The sequence below is a fragment of the Kaustia mangrovi genome (genome assembly GCF_015482775.1).
GTDB lineage: Bacteria > Pseudomonadota > Alphaproteobacteria > Rhizobiales > Im1 > Kaustia > Kaustia mangrovi.
Map to the genome: position 1 here is coordinate 3,408,010 of NZ_CP058214.1, position 13,899 is coordinate 3,421,908.

A 13,899-nucleotide genomic window follows, 5' to 3' on the forward strand; every position below is an offset into this window, starting at 1 on the left:
ACGACAAGAGTGTGGGCACCGCCCACCCGCCGCTTGACTTGCCGCGGTCACCCCCCTTATATCGGCGCCAGCGGGCCGCACCGACCGGTCGGCCCACCCTGTGGCGGAGTAGCTCAGCTGGTTAGAGCAGCGGAATCATAATCCGCGTGTCGGGGGTTCAAGTCCCTCCTCCGCTACCAAATCTCCTTGATTTTATTGGCAATTTTTAGAGGTCTCGATTCTACTCGCCTGCAGTCGAGGGTCGGCTCCGGGCGTGCCCTCATCGGCCCGGAACGCCCGCCGGATCGCATCCCCCATGGCGTCGGCGACATGGCCGGTTCCCGCGCGAGACCGTCGCAGCACCAGCCATGAGAAGGTCCGGGCACGCATGCTCGACAACGGGACCAGCTCGTCATGACCGTCGAATTCACCGAGGAGCCCCGCTGCGATCCCCGCGCGAACCGCCGAGCGGACCCCGATTGCGCTTTCGCTGGAGAAGACCACCCGATACCGGCGATTGGCCGCTTCGAGCCCGGCCAGGGCGGCTTCCCTCCACCAGCAGTCGCGGTCGAAGACTGCGACCGGCAGGATCTCCTCGTTGTCGAGATCGGCATCCCGGCGCGCCATCCAGGTCAAGGCACCCCGGCGCAGCACATCGTCCCGGTCCGAGGGTTCGGGAACCTCGAAAACGGCAATGTCGAGTGTGCCGTCGGCCAATGCGGCTTCGAATCCGGCTCCCAGTGCGCAATGCACGGTCAGTTCGACATCGGGATGCCGCGATCCGAAGTCCGCGATAATGCGAGCGAGCGCTATGCGGCTGTGATCGTCGGGAATGCCGATCCTGAGCTTGCCCCGCAGGCCTTCTCCCAGAAGGTCCGCCAGGGCCGTATCCAGCGATGCCGTCACACGACGTGCGACCGGAAGGAGCCGTTCGCCGATCGCGGTAGGGGTGACCCCGCGCCCATGCCTGCGGAACACCCGCTGACCGATGATCTCTTCGAGCTGCCTGATCTGGAGGCTCGCCGCCGATTGCGAGCGGTGAATGCGCCGGGCGCCTCCCGTCACACTCCCGGTCTCGGCGACGGCGAGGAAGGTTCGAAGGAGATCGCTGTCCAGACGGCGCATTGATATTCGAATTTTCGATGGCTGAATTCAAACCTACTCGTTTCACAAATATCTGGCAATGCCACATGGTCTCCGGGAGAGGTTTCTGGAGCCCGTCATGTCCGTTCCCCGGATCGCCCATTCGCGCCGCCTGGGCCTCAGGCACGTTTGCCTGTCGATGGCCGTTGCCGTCGCGGTTCTGGTGTTGTGGCAGCCGGCGTTCGTGTGGGAGATCTTCGCGTTCGTCATTGCCGGGCTGGTCCATGTCACGCCGATCGTGATCCCGGGTATCCTGCTTGCGGCGTGGATTACAGCCAGCGGTGCCGGCGACCGGGTTGCAGCCGTGTTCCATGGTCGGACCGTTCGAACGGTTATCGCGGCGACGGTGACCGGCGCGCTCATCCCGGTCTGCGGTGTCACGGTCCTCCCGCTGATGGCAGGGCTTCTGGCCGCCGGCGTTCCGCTTGCTCCGGTGATGGCATTCTGGCTGGCCTCCCCGGTCACCGGGCCGGCGATGCTGTCGGCCACGGTGGCGACGCTCGGCTGGGAGTTCGCCATCGGCAAGGCGCTGGCAGCCCTGGGGCTTGGACTGCTCGGTGGCTGCGCGACGAGCCTGTTTGCCGGTTGCGAATGGGCGCGAACGCCGCTGCGGTCCAACAGGCTTGTCGGCTCCCTCGGGGCGGCATGCGGCACCTGCGGCGACCGGGCCGCCGGTTTCGACCCGCGCATCTGGCGGGATCCGGCAAAGAGAAGGCGCTTTGCACGGGAAATCCTGTCGCTTGGCCGATTGATCGTTCTCGTTCTCTCGCCGGCCTTTGCGGCCGAGTTCCTGCTCAATAGCTGGCTGCAGCCCGATGCGTTCACCGGCTATGTCGGCAGCGGCAATGTCTGGGCCGTTCCCACCGCCGTGGTGATTGGCGGCCCGGCCTATATCGACGGATATGCCGCCCTTCCTTTGACCCGAGCGTTGCTGGAGCATGGAATGTCGCCCGGCGCGGCGATGGCTTTCCTGGTTTCGGGCGGTGTCGTCAGCATCTGGGGCGCGATGGCCATCTTCCCGGTCCTCAGGCTCAAGCCGTTTCTTCTGTATCTTGGCCTCGCAGCCGTCGGGTCGATGCTGTCGGGCTGGGCATTCGGGGCGTTGTTCTGATCGCGTCCGGGCATGGCACGGATCGAGTCCTGCTTCTCTGCATTCCCTCAAGCCGGAGCAGAAAGAAACCTTATCCCTATGACAAGAGCTTCTACCGCCAGCGCCACAAGGTCGAAAACCGTTTCGCCAGGCTCAAGGACTGGAGGCGAATTTGCAATCCGATACGACCGATGCGCCTACACCGTCTTCTCAGCCATCTGCATCGCAGCCATCGTCATCTTCCGGCTCCAATCGCTGAATCCTGAGCCTAGGCCATCGGTCACGCCTGGAACGCGGCGACCTCCTGCCTGAAACAGTCGAGGAAGTCGCGCGCGATGGTGCTCTGGATGGACTGCTTGGGCGTCACCTCCGCGAAGGAGAACTCGATCTTCTGCTTCAGGGGGCGGATGACATAGCCGCAATGGGCGTGCGCGCGGGCGGTGAAGGGCTCGATGATCGCGACGCCCAGCCCTTGCGCGACGAAAGCCGCGACGGACGCCGACCAGCGGGCCTCGAGACCGCCCGCGCGGGCGATATTGGCGGCGCGGAACGCGGCATCGATCCTGATGCGCGTCGTCGTGTTCTCCGCAAGCGATATGAAGGGCTCGCCGCGCAGGTCCTCAAGCGAGATGCGCTCCTTCGCGGCGAGCCGGTGGCCATGCGGCAGGAGGCATACGCACGGGGCCGTCATGACCGGACTGACATTGACCGCATAGCTGTCGATCGGCGTCATGGTGATGCCGATGTCGGCATGGCCGAGCGCCACGAGGTCGACCACCTCCTCGTTGTTGTAGGTGTCGAGAGTTATCTCGACACGATGGCCGGACTCCAGGAAGACACGGACGACCTTCTGGAGGAACCCGGTGGTGAGCGCGGGCACGGAGACGATCCTCAGGCGCCCCTGACGGCCGGCCCGGATGCGTTGGGCGGCCCGCGCGATCTTGTCGAGACCGAGAAAGGACTTCCTGACCTCCATGTAGAGCGCATGCGCCTCCGGCGTGGGCTCGAGCCCGCCCTTGCGCCTGGAGAAGAGGACGAATCCCAGCTCGTCCTCCAGCTCGTGCATGATCTTGGAGACGGCGCTCTGGGTGACGGAGAGGATGCGCGCGGCACCGGTCATGCTGCGGGTCAGCATGACGGCGCGGAATGCTTCGATCTGGCGCGGCGTGATCATGATATGAGTTTTACGACTTTATAAGTGAATTTTTATGAGTTGACCACATGGTATCCGCTCTGGCCTGCTTTGTCATGCGGGCGTCGCATCCGTTCCATCGGGACGGTGGCGCGCGGGGGAGGAGCATGATCCATGCGGGATACCGATGTCTTCTCGACGGCTGTCAGCTTCGAGCCCTATTGGTGGGAGGCGGCGCCTCGTCCGGAGCCTCGGACAGAGAACCTGCCCGCAAATGTCGACATGGCCATCGTCGGATCGGGCTTCGCCGGACTGTCGGCCGCCCTGACCGCGGCGCGGCACGGCCTGTCCGTTCTCGTCCTCGAGGCGGAGGCGCTGGGGCAGGGGGCCAGCACGCGCAATGGCGGCGCGGTCGGGGACACGCTGCGCATCTCGTTCTCCGCAATGGAAGCCCGCTTCGGGCAGGACGCCGCGGTGAACTACTATCTCGGCGTCCGCGAGGCCCGGCAGCATCTGGAGCGGCTGATCGCTCAGCACGGCATCGCCTGCCATTACCGCAAGGCGGGCCGGTTCATCGGCGCGCACAAGCCGGCCGACTACGAGGCCATGGCCCGCGACCTGGAGCGACGGCGCGCCGCCATCGGCTTCGAGGCGGAAATGGTGCCTGCCGGCGAGGTGCGCTCCGCCATAGGCTCGGATGCCTTTGCCGGCGGCAGGATCATCCATACGGACGGCAATCTCCATCCCGGCCTGTTCCACCAGGGGCTCGCCGACGCCGCCAAGGCGGCCGGCGCCACGATCGCCGACCGGACACGGGTCACCGGGTTCGACCGGGCAGGCTCCGGCTTCGCCGTCGCGACCGAGCGCGGCCCGGTCCGCGCGGACAGGCTCATCGTGGCGACCAACGGCTATACGGGACGGCTGAGCGCCTGGCTGGCGCGCCGGTTGATCCCCATCCAGAGCCAGATCATCGCGACCGAGCCGCTGGGCAAGGACCTTGCAGAGAGGCTGGTTCCCGCCGGCCGGCAGATGGGCGACACGCGCAAGCTGCACAATTACTGGCGCCTGTCGCCGGATGGCACACGGCTCCTGTTCGGCGGCCGTGCCGGGGCCAGCGAGCTGCGCGACAGGCGCCGCGCGGCGCTGATGCTGCGCGAGCAGATGCTCAGCATCTATCCGGAGCTCCGCGACGTCGCGATCACGCATGCCTGGGCGGGCTTCATCGCCTATACCTTCGATGCCCTGCCGCACATGGCGAGCCATGACGGCATCCACTATGTCGGCGGATGCTGCGGCTCCGGCGTCGCCATGCAGCCCTATCTCGGACACAAGGCCGCGCTGAAGGCGCTCGGCAGTCCGGAGGCGGCCACTCCGTTCGACAGGATCCATCCGACCTTTCCCGGCTACGGGGGCAATCCGTGGTTCATGCCGGCCGTCATTGCCTATTTCGGCCTGCGTGATCGCCTGAAGCGATGACGCGCGCGTCATCAGGAAGAGGAGGGAGAAGACATGGTGAGGATAGTGAGTAGAGGCGGTCTCTTGGCCGCCATTGCGGGGGTGTTGTGCACCGTGGGCGCGCAGGCCGCGGAGATGCCGCCGCTGCCCGACCAGATCGAGCAGCAGGGCGTCGTCCAGGTCGGGGTGAAGTGCGACTACCCGCCCGACGGCTATCTCGACGCCAGCGGCAAGCCGGTCGGCATCGAGGTGGAGATGGCGCGCGAGCTCGCCGAATACGCCTTCGGCAGCCGCGACAAGGTGGAGCTGACCTGCGTGACGAGCTCCAACCGCGTCCCGTCCCTCGTCGGCAGCAAGGTCGACCTGCTGATCGCCACCATGGGCGTGACACCGGCGCGCGCCGAGGTCGTCGATTTCACCCGGCCCTATGCCTGGAGCGCGTCGAGCGTCCTCGTCCCGGCCGACAGCGATATCCAGTCCATGAAGGATCTCGACGGCAAGACGGTCGGACTCGTCAAGGGCGCGTGGCAGATTTCGTGGTTCGACGAGAACATGCCGGGCGTGGAGCAGATGCGCCTCGACTCCGTGTCCGACGTATTGCAGGCCATGATGCAGGGGCGTGCGGTCGCCTATGCGCATGACTTCCCCGTCCAGCTCGGGCTTGCCACCAAGAACGACCGGCTGCGCATGCTCGACGACCGCTACAAGATCGGCACGCGCGCGGCGGCAGCGCGCAAGGGCGAGACGGACTGGGTCGCCTATGTGAATGCCGCCCTGGACCGCATGGCGGAGACGGGTCGGTTCGAGGAGTGGATCCGCAAATATGAGGACGATCCGGGCCTCATCGAGGCCAAGCTGAAGCTCTGGGACGTCTCCCAGATGCCCAAGGCGGCCGAGTAGGAGACGTGCGGGACCGGCGGGGCCGTCGGCGGCTCCGCCGGTCCCGCCCGGCACGGATTCACCGGGGCGGACGCACGGCCATGAGCTACGATTTCTCGTTTTCCTATATCTGGGGCGCGGGGCCCGACCTGATGAGCGGGCTGTGGATGACGATCCGCATCAGCCTCCTGTCGATCGTCTTCTCCGTAGTGATCGGAACGGTCGGCGCGGCGCTGCGCGTGTTCCACGTGCCGGGGTTGTCGCATCTTGTGGCAGGCTATGTGAACTTCATCCGTTCGACGCCGTTGCTCGTCCAGCTCTTCTTCGTCTTCTACGGGCTTGCCTCCATCGGCATTCCCATCTCCGATTTCTGGTCCGGCGTGCTCGCGCTCAGCCTGTGGGGCGGCGCCTACAACACGGAGAATATCCGCGGCGGGTTCCTGGCGATCCCGAAGGGGCTTGGCGAGGCCGCCGGTGCGCTTGCCCTGCGCTCCTCCCACTATCTCCTGCTGATCGCCCTGCCGGTCGGGCTCAGGGTCTCCATCCCGGCCATGCTGAACACATCCGTCTCCGTGCTCAAGAACTCCGCCTATCTCCAGGCCATCGGGCTCGCCGAGCTTACCTTCGTCGCCATGGACCGGGTGGCCATGGATTTCCGGACGCTGGAGATGTTCGCCGCCATCGGTGCCATCTATCTGGCGCTCGTTCTGGCGCTGTCGTTCTCGGTGCGCGGTATCGAGCACGTGCTGCAGAAGCCCTTCAGGGCAAGCTGAGGGAGGCGCGTCATGGACCTGATCGTGCAGACATTGCCGCTTCTTGCCCGGGGGCTTGCGGCCACGTTCCAGCTCGCTCTCATCACGCTCGCGGTCGCCGCGCTCATATCGGTCGTCTTCGGCCTCATGGGCACCTCGCGCCGGCGCAGCCTGCGCTGGTCGGCGATGGCGTTTGTGGAATTCTTCCGCGACATCCCGCTCGTGGTGAACCTGCTGTTCGTCTATTTCGGCGCGCCGCTCGTGGGCGTTCCGCTGGAACCGTTCTGGGCGGCGGTCGTGTCGCTGTCGAGTTGGGGCGGGGCCAATGGAGCCGAGATCGTGCGCGGCGGGTTCAACGCCGTCTCCAAGCATCAGCGCGAGAGCGCGGCCGCCCTCGGGCTCAAGCCGTGGGAGGTGCTCTACTATGTGCTGGCTCCTCAGGTGCTGCTGCCCATCCTGCCGCCCTTCACCGGCCTGTTCAGCATCCTCATCCAGGCGACTTCGCTCGCCTCGCTCGTCGGTGCGCTGGAATTCTTCCGCACCGCCCAGATCATCGTGGAACGCGCGACGCTCATGACCGGCCACAGCCCGGCCTTCGCCGTCTTCGGCTTCGTATTGTGCGTCTATTTCGTCATCTGTTTCTCCCTCGCCACGTTCACGCGCCGGCTCGAGCGCCGGCTGGCGGACCGCACGAGCAAGCGTGGAATGAAGGTCCAGTCCCTCAAGCAGGAGGCCGCCGAGAGCATCTGAAGCGGGCCTCGGCGCAGCGCGACTGCATGTCGATTACGGAGAGTTCGATGGAATCGAAAGTCAGCGGCTTTCTCAAGGAAACCATGGCGCCGGAGATCCTGGACGGCTTCATGGCTCCGGCGCTGGAGCGCACATTCGCCGTCACGCTGCCCTTCATGAGCGCCATCAACAAGGCGCATGTGGTCATGCTCGGCGAGCGCGGCATCCTCTCCGGGGCTGCGACACGCGCCCTGCTGGAGGCGATTTCCGACCTCGAGACGGAGGGGGCGGACGCGTTCGCACTCGATCCGGCGCGCGAGGAAGCGTATTTCAACTACGAGGCGGAGGTCATCCGGCGGCTCGGCGCGGAGGTCGGCGGGCGCATGCATGTGGCGCGCTCGCGCAACGATCTGAAATCGACGGTGGACCGCTTGCATGCGCGCGAGAAGGCCCTCGCCATCATGGCGGCCACGAACGCATTGCGCCGTACACTGCTCGACCGGGCCGAGGCTTATGCCGATACGGTGATGCCTGGCTACACCCATCTCCAGCCGGCCCAGCCGGTCACCTATGGCTGGTTCCTGCTCGGCGTGGCGAACGGGCTGGAACGGGATCATGCGCGGCTCAGCGATTGCTATGGCCGGCTCAATCTGTCGCCCCTCGGCGCCGGCGCGATCGCGGGCACGTCGTTTCCGATCGATCGTGTGCGCACGGCAGAACTCCTGGGCTTCGACCGCCCGGTGCCGCATGCCCAGGACGCCATCGCCTGCCGCGATGCGGTTATCGAGCTCGTGTCCGCATCGACCTTCCTGATGACAACCGTCGGGCGGCTGGCGCAGGACTATTACGTCATGACGACCTACGAGTTCTCCACCATGGAGCTGCCCGACCGTGTGGCGATCACCTCCTCGATCATGCCGCAGAAGAAGAACATGGCGGCGCTGGAGAACCTGAAGGGACGCGCCGCCTATCTTCTCGGGGCGCTGACCACGGCGTTCGCCAACTACAAGGGCGTGCCCTACAGCCATGCCCAGGACGGTACGGCCGACAGCTTGCGCTGGGCGTGGGATGCGCTCGACGAGGCGGTACGCGCGGTGCCGGTCGCGCGCGTGATCGTGGAGAGCGCCACCCCCCGGCGCGCGCGCATGCTGCAGCTCGCGGGCGAGAACTACTCGACCGCGACCGATCTGGCCGATGTGCTGGTGCGCGAGGCGGGGCTGTCCTTCCGGGACGCCCATCACGTGGTCGGTCGGGTCGTTCGCCTCGGGCTCGATGCGGGGCTGAAGGCCGACGACATCGGCGCGGCTCTCGTCGACCGGGCAGCACAGGAGACGCTGGGCCGGCCGCTGGGATTGGGCGAGGAGACGATCCGCACGGCCATGGATCCTGTGAAGGCGGTTGAGAGCAGGCGCCATACGGGAGGGCCGTCAAGGGCGGACACGGCGGACATGATCGCGGAGGCGCGCGACGTCCTGGAGCGCGACGAGGCCGGGCTCCGGGCGCGCCGGGCCCGGATCGCGGAGGCGGACGCGGCCCTGCAGGCGGCCGTCGACGCGATCCGCTTCGGACCGGTCGGTGCGGCGCGGGCCGGGGAGATGCCGACATGAGCGGACCCGGCGATGTACCCGTGATCAGGGCCACCGGCCTCGTCAAGCGCTTCAAGGGGCACACCGCCCTCGACGGGGTCGATCTGGAGGTCGGCAGGGGGCAGGTCCTCGTGGTGATCGGCCCGTCGGGATCGGGCAAGTCCACGCTGATCCGCTGTCTGAACGGCCTGGAGGAGGCCGATGGCGGCGAGATCGAGATCGAGGGCACACCGGTGCATCGTGCGTCGCAGGCGGACTGGCGAACCGTGCGCCAGCGCATCGGCATGGTCTTCCAGGACTATTCGCTGTTCCCGCATATGACGGTCATGGACAATCTCTGCCTCGCGCCGGTTCGCGCCGGACACCATGATCGCGACAGGGCGCGCGCCGCCAGCGCCGGGCTTCTCGACCGTGTCGGCCTCCGGCACAAGGCCGACAGCTATCCGGGCGAGCTCTCCGGGGGCCAGCAACAGCGTGTGGCCATTGTGCGCGCGCTGGCCATGAAGCCCCGCGCCATCCTCTTCGACGAGCCGACTTCCGCCCTCGATCCGGAGATGATCGGCGAGGTGCTGAACGTCATGCGCGAGCTCGCCCGGGAGGGCATGACCATGGTGGTCGTCACCCACGAGATGGGCTTCGCCCGCGAGGTGGCCGATGCGGTGATCTTCATGGATCAGGGGCGGGTCGTGGAAACGGCAGCCCCTGCGGACCTGTTCGAGACCCCCCGCCACGACCGCACGCAGGCCTTCCTGTCGATGATCCTGTAATGGCCACCCCGCCCGCAATCGCTGCCCGGCTGCTTTCGCGGTCCGGCATGGGTCGGAGAGAAGGGGCCAGGCACGAACCCTCAAGGGTCAGTGCGAACGGGCCGCGTTGCGCTGCCCGCGCTTGAGCCATGAGCGGGGCGTTTCGCCGGTCATGCGCCGGAACATGGTGATGAAGGCGGCGACGCTCTCATAGCCGAGGTCGAGCGCGACGGCGGTCACAGTCTCGCCGTCGGCAAGGCGTGGCAGGGCGGCCAGGAGGCAGGCCTGCCGGCGCCACATGGACAGGCTCAGGCCCGTCTCGCGGCGAAAGGCGCGCGTGAAGGTGCGCCGGCTCATGCCCGCCGCGCCGGCCCATTCGTCGGTCGTGCTGTGCGGCGAGGGGGCCTCGATGAAGCGCCGGCAGAGCAAAGCGAGGCGCCGGTCGGAGGGGAACGGAAGGGCCAGCGGCCGCTCCGACAGGTTGGGGATCTCGTGCAGGAGAAGGTCCAGGACGAGCGCGCTGCGGCCGGTGTGCGTCTCTTCGTGCGGCAGGGCCATCGCCGCCACGACCAGGCTGCGCATCAGGTCGGTCATGGCGAAGACCTTGAGACCGTCGGGCAGGCCCGCAATCGCGCCCGGGCGGACATAGATGGAACGCATCTGGACGTCGCCCAGCATGTCCACCGAATGGTCCACACCCGCCGGCAGCCAGATCGCATGTTCCGGCGGCACCAGCCAGCGGCCCCGGCCCGTATTCACCATGACGACGCCGGAGAGCGCATAGAGAAGCTGCGACCGGCTGTGGCGATGGGTTTCCACGCGATGGCCGTCGGGATAGTCGGCCGGCAGCGCGACCACGTCGCTGCGCGCCGTCTCGATCCACTCGCGCCGCCATTGGCTGGCGTCGGCGGAATGCCCGTCCCCGGTACTGTCCGGATGCCGTCCGATCATGCTTGGCCCGTTTGCGAAACTTTTGGACTAAAACACGAAAGAAGGACGCCGGCAATTCGCCTATGACTGACCGGCCCGATCCCGTAGGAGGCGATCTTGACCGAGACGTCCGCCATCACTGCCAGACACCCTGCCGAGACCACCGTATTCGCCGTGATCGCGGCGGTCAGCGTCTGCCATCTCATCAACGACGTGATGCAGTCCCTGCTCGCCGCGGTCTATCCGATGCTGAAGCGGGATTACGGCCTCGACTTCTGGCAGATCGGCCTCCTGACCATGACCTTCCAGGGAACGGCATCGCTTCTGCAGCCCATGATCGGGCTCTATGCCGACCGGCGGCCGCTGCCCTATTCGCTGTCGGTCGGCATGGGCTCGACCATTGTCGGGCTGATGGTCCTCGCCTTTTCGAGCCAGTACGGGATGCTCGTTCTGGGGGCGGCGCTGATCGGGCTCGGCTCGGCGATCTTCCATCCGGAATCCTCGCGCGTGGCGCGGCTCGCCTCCGGCGGGCGCTACGGGCTGGCCCAGTCGCTCTTCCAGGTCGGGGGCAATTTCGGCTCCGCCATCGGGCCGCTGCTCGCCGCCTTCATCGTCGTCCCGCGCGGCCAGACGAGCGTCGCCTGGTTCTCCGTCGCGGCATTTCTGGGGATGATGATCCTCTGGCGGGTCGGGCGGTGGTATGCCCGCTACCATGCCGGCACGGTCCGGCGGTCGGGCGCCATCCCGTCGCTGACGATGCCGAGGCGCAAGGTCGCCATCGCGCTCGCGGTGCTGGCGATCCTCACCTTCTCCAAGAACATCTACATGGCCAGCATCTCCAGCTTCTACACCTTCTATGTCATCGAGAAATTCGGGGTGTCGGTGCAGATCTCGCAGGTGCTGCTCTTCGTCTTCCTCGGGGCGGCCGCGGCGGGCACGATCCTCGGCGGCCCGATCGGAGACCGGATCGGGGCGAAGGCGGTGATCTGGGTATCCATTCTCGGTGCGGTTCCGTTCACGCTGGCACTGCCCTACGTCAATCTCGAATGGACCATCGTCCTGTCCGCTATCATCGGCCTTGTTCTGGCCTCGGCCTTCCCGGCCATCGTCGTCATGGCCCAGGAGCTCGTGCCGGGCCGGGTCGGGATGGTCGCCGGCATCTTCTTCGGCTTCGCCTTCGGCATTGCGGGGATCGCGGCGGCGCTGCTCGGAGTGCTCGCCGACGCGAGGGGCATCGGCTATGTGTACTGGATCTGCTCCTTCCTGCCGCTGCTCGGCCTGCTGACCGTCCTGCTGCCGGACACCAGACAGGCGGGCCGGCAGGCCGCGGCCGGGTAGGCCAGGGGCGGCACGTTGGCTCAGAAGGTCGGCGGGGTGCAGGCGCTGACCACGTGGCAGGGCTCGCTTCCGGGGTTGCGGAAGCGATGGGGCAGGTGGCTCTCGAAGGCATAGGCATCGCCGGGGCCGAGATGCTTGCGCTGCCCGTCCACCGTGACCTCGAGCCGCCCGGAGAGCACAAGCCCCACCTCCTCGCCCTGATGGCTGAGCGGGACCTTTCCCGTATCGGCGCCGGGCTGGTAGACCTCCGCGAGCATCTGCAGCGCCCGCGCCGTTCCGCTCTCGCCGATTTGGCGGTAGGAAATCCTCCCCTTGCCGATCTCCCTCAGCTCGTGGGCGGCGAAGAAGTAGCGCTTCGGGGCCTCCGGCTCGAAGGCGAAGAACTCCGCAAGCCCGACCGGTATTCCGTCGAGGATGCGCTTGAGCGCACCGATGGTCGGGTTGCTGCGCCCGGATTCGATCAGCGAGATGGTGGAGTTGGGCACGCCGACGCGCCGCGCAAGCGCGCGTTGCGAGAGGCCGCGGGCGGTGCGGATCTGGCGCAGCCTGGCTGCGATGTCGATATCCGTGGTCACGAGCCGTTCCTGTTGATCAATATAGGTCAAACCGGAAATTTTTATCATTATATAACAAGCGTTTGGAGATTCCATATAAAGGATTGTGCAGCTTGCTGGAAACAGCCGAAAATCGGTCCACCCTCAAGAGACGCGGACCGGAGCCATGACCCAGCTGCCCAACGATCTCACCCACATCGTCGAAGCCGACCGTGCCCATGTCTGGCACCACCTTCTCCAGCACAAGCCGCTGGAGACCTCCGATCCGCGCATCATCGTCAGGGGGCACGGGATTCGTGTCTGGGACCAGAACGGCCGGGAATATCTGGACGCCGTCTCCGGCGGGGTCTGGACGGTGAATGTCGGCTATGGCCGGCAGAGCATCGCCGATGCGGTGCGCGACCAGCTCGTGGAGATGAACTATTTCGCGCAGAGCGCGGGCTCGGTCCCCGGCTCGCTCTTCGCGGAGCGGCTGCTGGCCAAGATGCCCGGCATGAGCCGCGTGTACTATTCCAACTCCGGCTCGGAGGCCAACGAGAAGGTCTTCAAGATGGTGCGCCAGATCTCCGCGCAGCATCATGGCGGACGCAAGTCCAAGATCCTGTTCCGCGAGCGCGACTATCACGGCACCACCATCGGTGCGCTCGCCGCGTGCGGCCAGCCGCAGCGCGCGGAACTCTACGGGCCCTTCCCGGACGGCTTCGTGGAAGTGCCGCACTGCCTCGAATACCGCAAGCAGTGGGATGTGGAGAATTACGGCGAGCGCGCGGCGGATGCCATCGAGGAGGTGATCCTGCGCGAGGGGCCCGACACGGTGGGCCTGCTGTGCCTGGAGCCGGTCACCGCCGGGGGCGGCGTGATCGTGCCGCCCGCCGGCTACTGGGAGCGGGTGCAGGAAATCTGCCGCAAATACGACATTCTGCTGCATATCGACGAGGTGGTCTGCGGCATGGGCCGCACGGGCGAGTGGTTCGGCTACCAGAATTACGGCGTCGAGCCGGACTTCGTGACCATGGCCAAGGGGGTGGCGAGCGGCTATGCCGCGATCTCCTGCACGGTGACCACGGAGGCGGTGTTCGACATGTTCAAGGAGGCCGCCGCCGATCCGATGAGCTATTTCCGCGATATCTCGACCTTCGGCGGCTGCGCTTCGGGGCCGGCGGCGGCGCTTGAGAACCTGCGCATCATCGAGGACGAGGGGCTGCTGGCGAACACCCGCACCATGGGCGCGCGCCTGAGGGCCAACCTGGAGGCGCTGATGGACAAGCATCCCGTGATCGGCGATGTGCGCGGCGCCGGGCTCTTCGTGGGCGCGGAGCTGGTCGCCGACCGCGGCACGAAGGAGCCGATCGCGGAGGCGGTGGTCCAGAAGGTGGTGGCGGAGGCCGGCGCGCGCGGCGTCATCATCGGCATGACGAACCGCTCCCTGCCGGGGCTCAACAACACGCTGTGCTTCAGCCCGGCGCTGATCGCCACCGAGGACGATATCCAGGAGATCACGGACGCCGTCGATGCCGGGCTGACCGCCGTCTTTGGCTGACGGGATCCGCCCCCGCGCCATCTGGGCTTGGCGGACATCGGCGACG

The 13,899-nt window shown here is 66.8% G+C and carries 13 protein-coding genes, 1 tRNA gene and 1 pseudogene; 11 read left to right on the plus strand and 4 right to left on the minus strand.

The features are described from left to right. Positions 1-102: 102 nt before the first annotated feature. Positions 103-179 (plus strand) — tRNA-Met (locus HW532_RS15960). A 13-nt stretch (positions 180-192) separates the two neighbouring features. Here the strand turns inward: HW532_RS15960 and HW532_RS15965 are convergent. Beyond that, positions 193-1,104, minus strand: a complete 912-nt coding sequence (locus HW532_RS15965) for a LysR family transcriptional regulator (RefSeq protein ID WP_213161413.1) — start codon at positions 1,102-1,104, stop codon at positions 193-195. 97 nt (positions 1,105-1,201) lie between these two features. Between HW532_RS15965 and HW532_RS15970 the strand changes: the two genes are divergently transcribed. Continuing rightward, the gene (locus tag HW532_RS15970; protein ID WP_246479185.1) at positions 1,202-2,233 is read left to right on the plus strand and encodes a permease; all 1,032 of its coding nucleotides are present in this window, start codon (positions 1,202-1,204) and stop codon (positions 2,231-2,233) included. A gap of 38 nt (positions 2,234-2,271) precedes the next feature. After that, positions 2,272-2,524: pseudogene (locus tag HW532_RS22180) on the plus strand (hypothetical protein); the annotation flags it as partial. Here the strand turns inward: HW532_RS22180 and HW532_RS15975 are convergent. Further along, on the minus strand, positions 2,493-3,386 hold the full coding sequence (locus HW532_RS15975) for a LysR substrate-binding domain-containing protein (protein WP_213161414.1): 894 nt from the start codon (positions 3,384-3,386) through the stop codon (positions 2,493-2,495). The pseudogene HW532_RS22180 and the gene HW532_RS15975 overlap by 32 nt on opposite strands. A 132-nt stretch (positions 3,387-3,518) precedes the next feature. On the opposite strand from HW532_RS15975, the gene HW532_RS15980 reads away from it, so the two are divergent. The 6 genes from HW532_RS15980 to HW532_RS16005 all read left to right on the plus strand — a co-directional run bounded on the left by HW532_RS15980 (position 3,519) and on the right by HW532_RS16005 (position 9,512). Next, positions 3,519-4,820, plus strand: a complete 1,302-nt coding sequence (locus HW532_RS15980) for an NAD(P)/FAD-dependent oxidoreductase (RefSeq protein WP_213161415.1) — start codon at positions 3,519-3,521, stop codon at positions 4,818-4,820. 33 nt (positions 4,821-4,853) lie between these two features. Continuing rightward, on the plus strand, positions 4,854-5,699 hold the full coding sequence (locus HW532_RS15985; RefSeq protein ID WP_213161416.1) for a transporter substrate-binding domain-containing protein: 846 nt from the start codon (positions 4,854-4,856) through the stop codon (positions 5,697-5,699). An 80-nt stretch (positions 5,700-5,779) separates the two neighbouring features. Then, on the plus strand, positions 5,780-6,451 hold the full coding sequence (locus tag HW532_RS15990) for an amino acid ABC transporter permease (RefSeq protein WP_213161417.1): 672 nt from the start codon (positions 5,780-5,782) through the stop codon (positions 6,449-6,451). Positions 6,452-6,463: 12 nt separating this feature from the next. Further along, positions 6,464-7,180 carry an amino acid ABC transporter permease gene (locus HW532_RS15995; RefSeq protein ID WP_213161418.1) on the plus strand — a complete coding sequence of 239 codons (717 nt, stop codon included), beginning with the start codon at positions 6,464-6,466 and terminating at the stop codon, positions 7,178-7,180. 47 nt (positions 7,181-7,227) lie between these two features. Next, a complete protein-coding gene (gene argH, locus HW532_RS16000) occupies positions 7,228-8,766 on the plus strand; it encodes an argininosuccinate lyase (protein WP_213161419.1) in 1,539 nt (512 codons plus the stop codon). Then, the gene (locus HW532_RS16005) at positions 8,763-9,512 is read left to right on the plus strand and encodes an amino acid ABC transporter ATP-binding protein (RefSeq protein WP_281397133.1); all 750 of its coding nucleotides are present in this window, start codon (positions 8,763-8,765) and stop codon (positions 9,510-9,512) included. The genes argH and HW532_RS16005 overlap by 4 nt, the downstream gene beginning before the upstream one ends. An 87-nt stretch (positions 9,513-9,599) precedes the next feature. Here HW532_RS16005 and HW532_RS16010 read toward each other — a convergent pair whose 3' ends face one another. Continuing rightward, positions 9,600-10,442 (minus strand): AraC family transcriptional regulator, encoded by an 843-nt coding sequence (locus HW532_RS16010; RefSeq protein WP_213161420.1) that lies wholly within the window; start codon positions 10,440-10,442, stop codon positions 9,600-9,602. 96 nt (positions 10,443-10,538) lie between these two features. Here HW532_RS16010 and HW532_RS16015 point away from each other — a divergent pair, with 96 nt between their 5' ends. Beyond that, positions 10,539-11,759: an MFS transporter gene (locus HW532_RS16015; protein WP_213161421.1), complete on the plus strand. Its 1,221-nt coding sequence runs from the start codon at positions 10,539-10,541 to the stop codon at positions 11,757-11,759. Between the two features lie 20 nt (positions 11,760-11,779). Here HW532_RS16015 and HW532_RS16020 read toward each other — a convergent pair whose 3' ends face one another. After that, entirely contained in the window at positions 11,780-12,334 is a 555-nt protein-coding gene (locus HW532_RS16020; protein WP_246479195.1) for a cupin domain-containing protein, read from the minus strand. A gap of 145 nt (positions 12,335-12,479) precedes the next feature. Between HW532_RS16020 and HW532_RS16025 the strand changes: the two genes are divergently transcribed. Next, a complete protein-coding gene (locus tag HW532_RS16025) occupies positions 12,480-13,853 on the plus strand; it encodes an aminotransferase family protein (protein ID WP_213161423.1) in 1,374 nt (457 codons plus the stop codon). The last annotated feature ends 46 nt before the right edge of the window (positions 13,854-13,899 follow it).

What these genes read in the sequence shown, in the direction of transcription:
- HW532_RS15965 (WP_213161413.1), bottom strand. Translation starts at nt 1,104, where the DNA reads ATGCGCCGTCTGGACAGCGATCTCCTTCGAACCTTCCTCGCCGTCGCC.
- HW532_RS15970 (WP_246479185.1), top strand. Translation starts at nt 1,202, where the DNA reads ATGTCCGTTCCCCGGATCGCCCATTCGCGCCGCCTGGGCCTCAGGCAC.
- HW532_RS15975 (WP_213161414.1), bottom strand. Translation starts at nt 3,386, where the DNA reads ATGATCACGCCGCGCCAGATCGAAGCATTCCGCGCCGTCATGCTGACC.
- HW532_RS15980 (WP_213161415.1), top strand. Translation starts at nt 3,519, where the DNA reads ATGCGGGATACCGATGTCTTCTCGACGGCTGTCAGCTTCGAGCCCTAT.
- HW532_RS15985 (WP_213161416.1), top strand. Translation starts at nt 4,854, where the DNA reads ATGGTGAGGATAGTGAGTAGAGGCGGTCTCTTGGCCGCCATTGCGGGG.
- HW532_RS15990 (WP_213161417.1), top strand. Translation starts at nt 5,780, where the DNA reads ATGAGCTACGATTTCTCGTTTTCCTATATCTGGGGCGCGGGGCCCGAC.
- HW532_RS15995 (WP_213161418.1), top strand. Translation starts at nt 6,464, where the DNA reads ATGGACCTGATCGTGCAGACATTGCCGCTTCTTGCCCGGGGGCTTGCG.
- argH (WP_213161419.1), top strand. Translation starts at nt 7,228, where the DNA reads ATGGAATCGAAAGTCAGCGGCTTTCTCAAGGAAACCATGGCGCCGGAG.
- HW532_RS16005 (WP_281397133.1), top strand. Translation starts at nt 8,763, where the DNA reads ATGAGCGGACCCGGCGATGTACCCGTGATCAGGGCCACCGGCCTCGTC.
- HW532_RS16010 (WP_213161420.1), bottom strand. Translation starts at nt 10,442, where the DNA reads ATGATCGGACGGCATCCGGACAGTACCGGGGACGGGCATTCCGCCGAC.
- HW532_RS16025 (WP_213161423.1), top strand. Translation starts at nt 12,480, where the DNA reads ATGACCCAGCTGCCCAACGATCTCACCCACATCGTCGAAGCCGACCGT.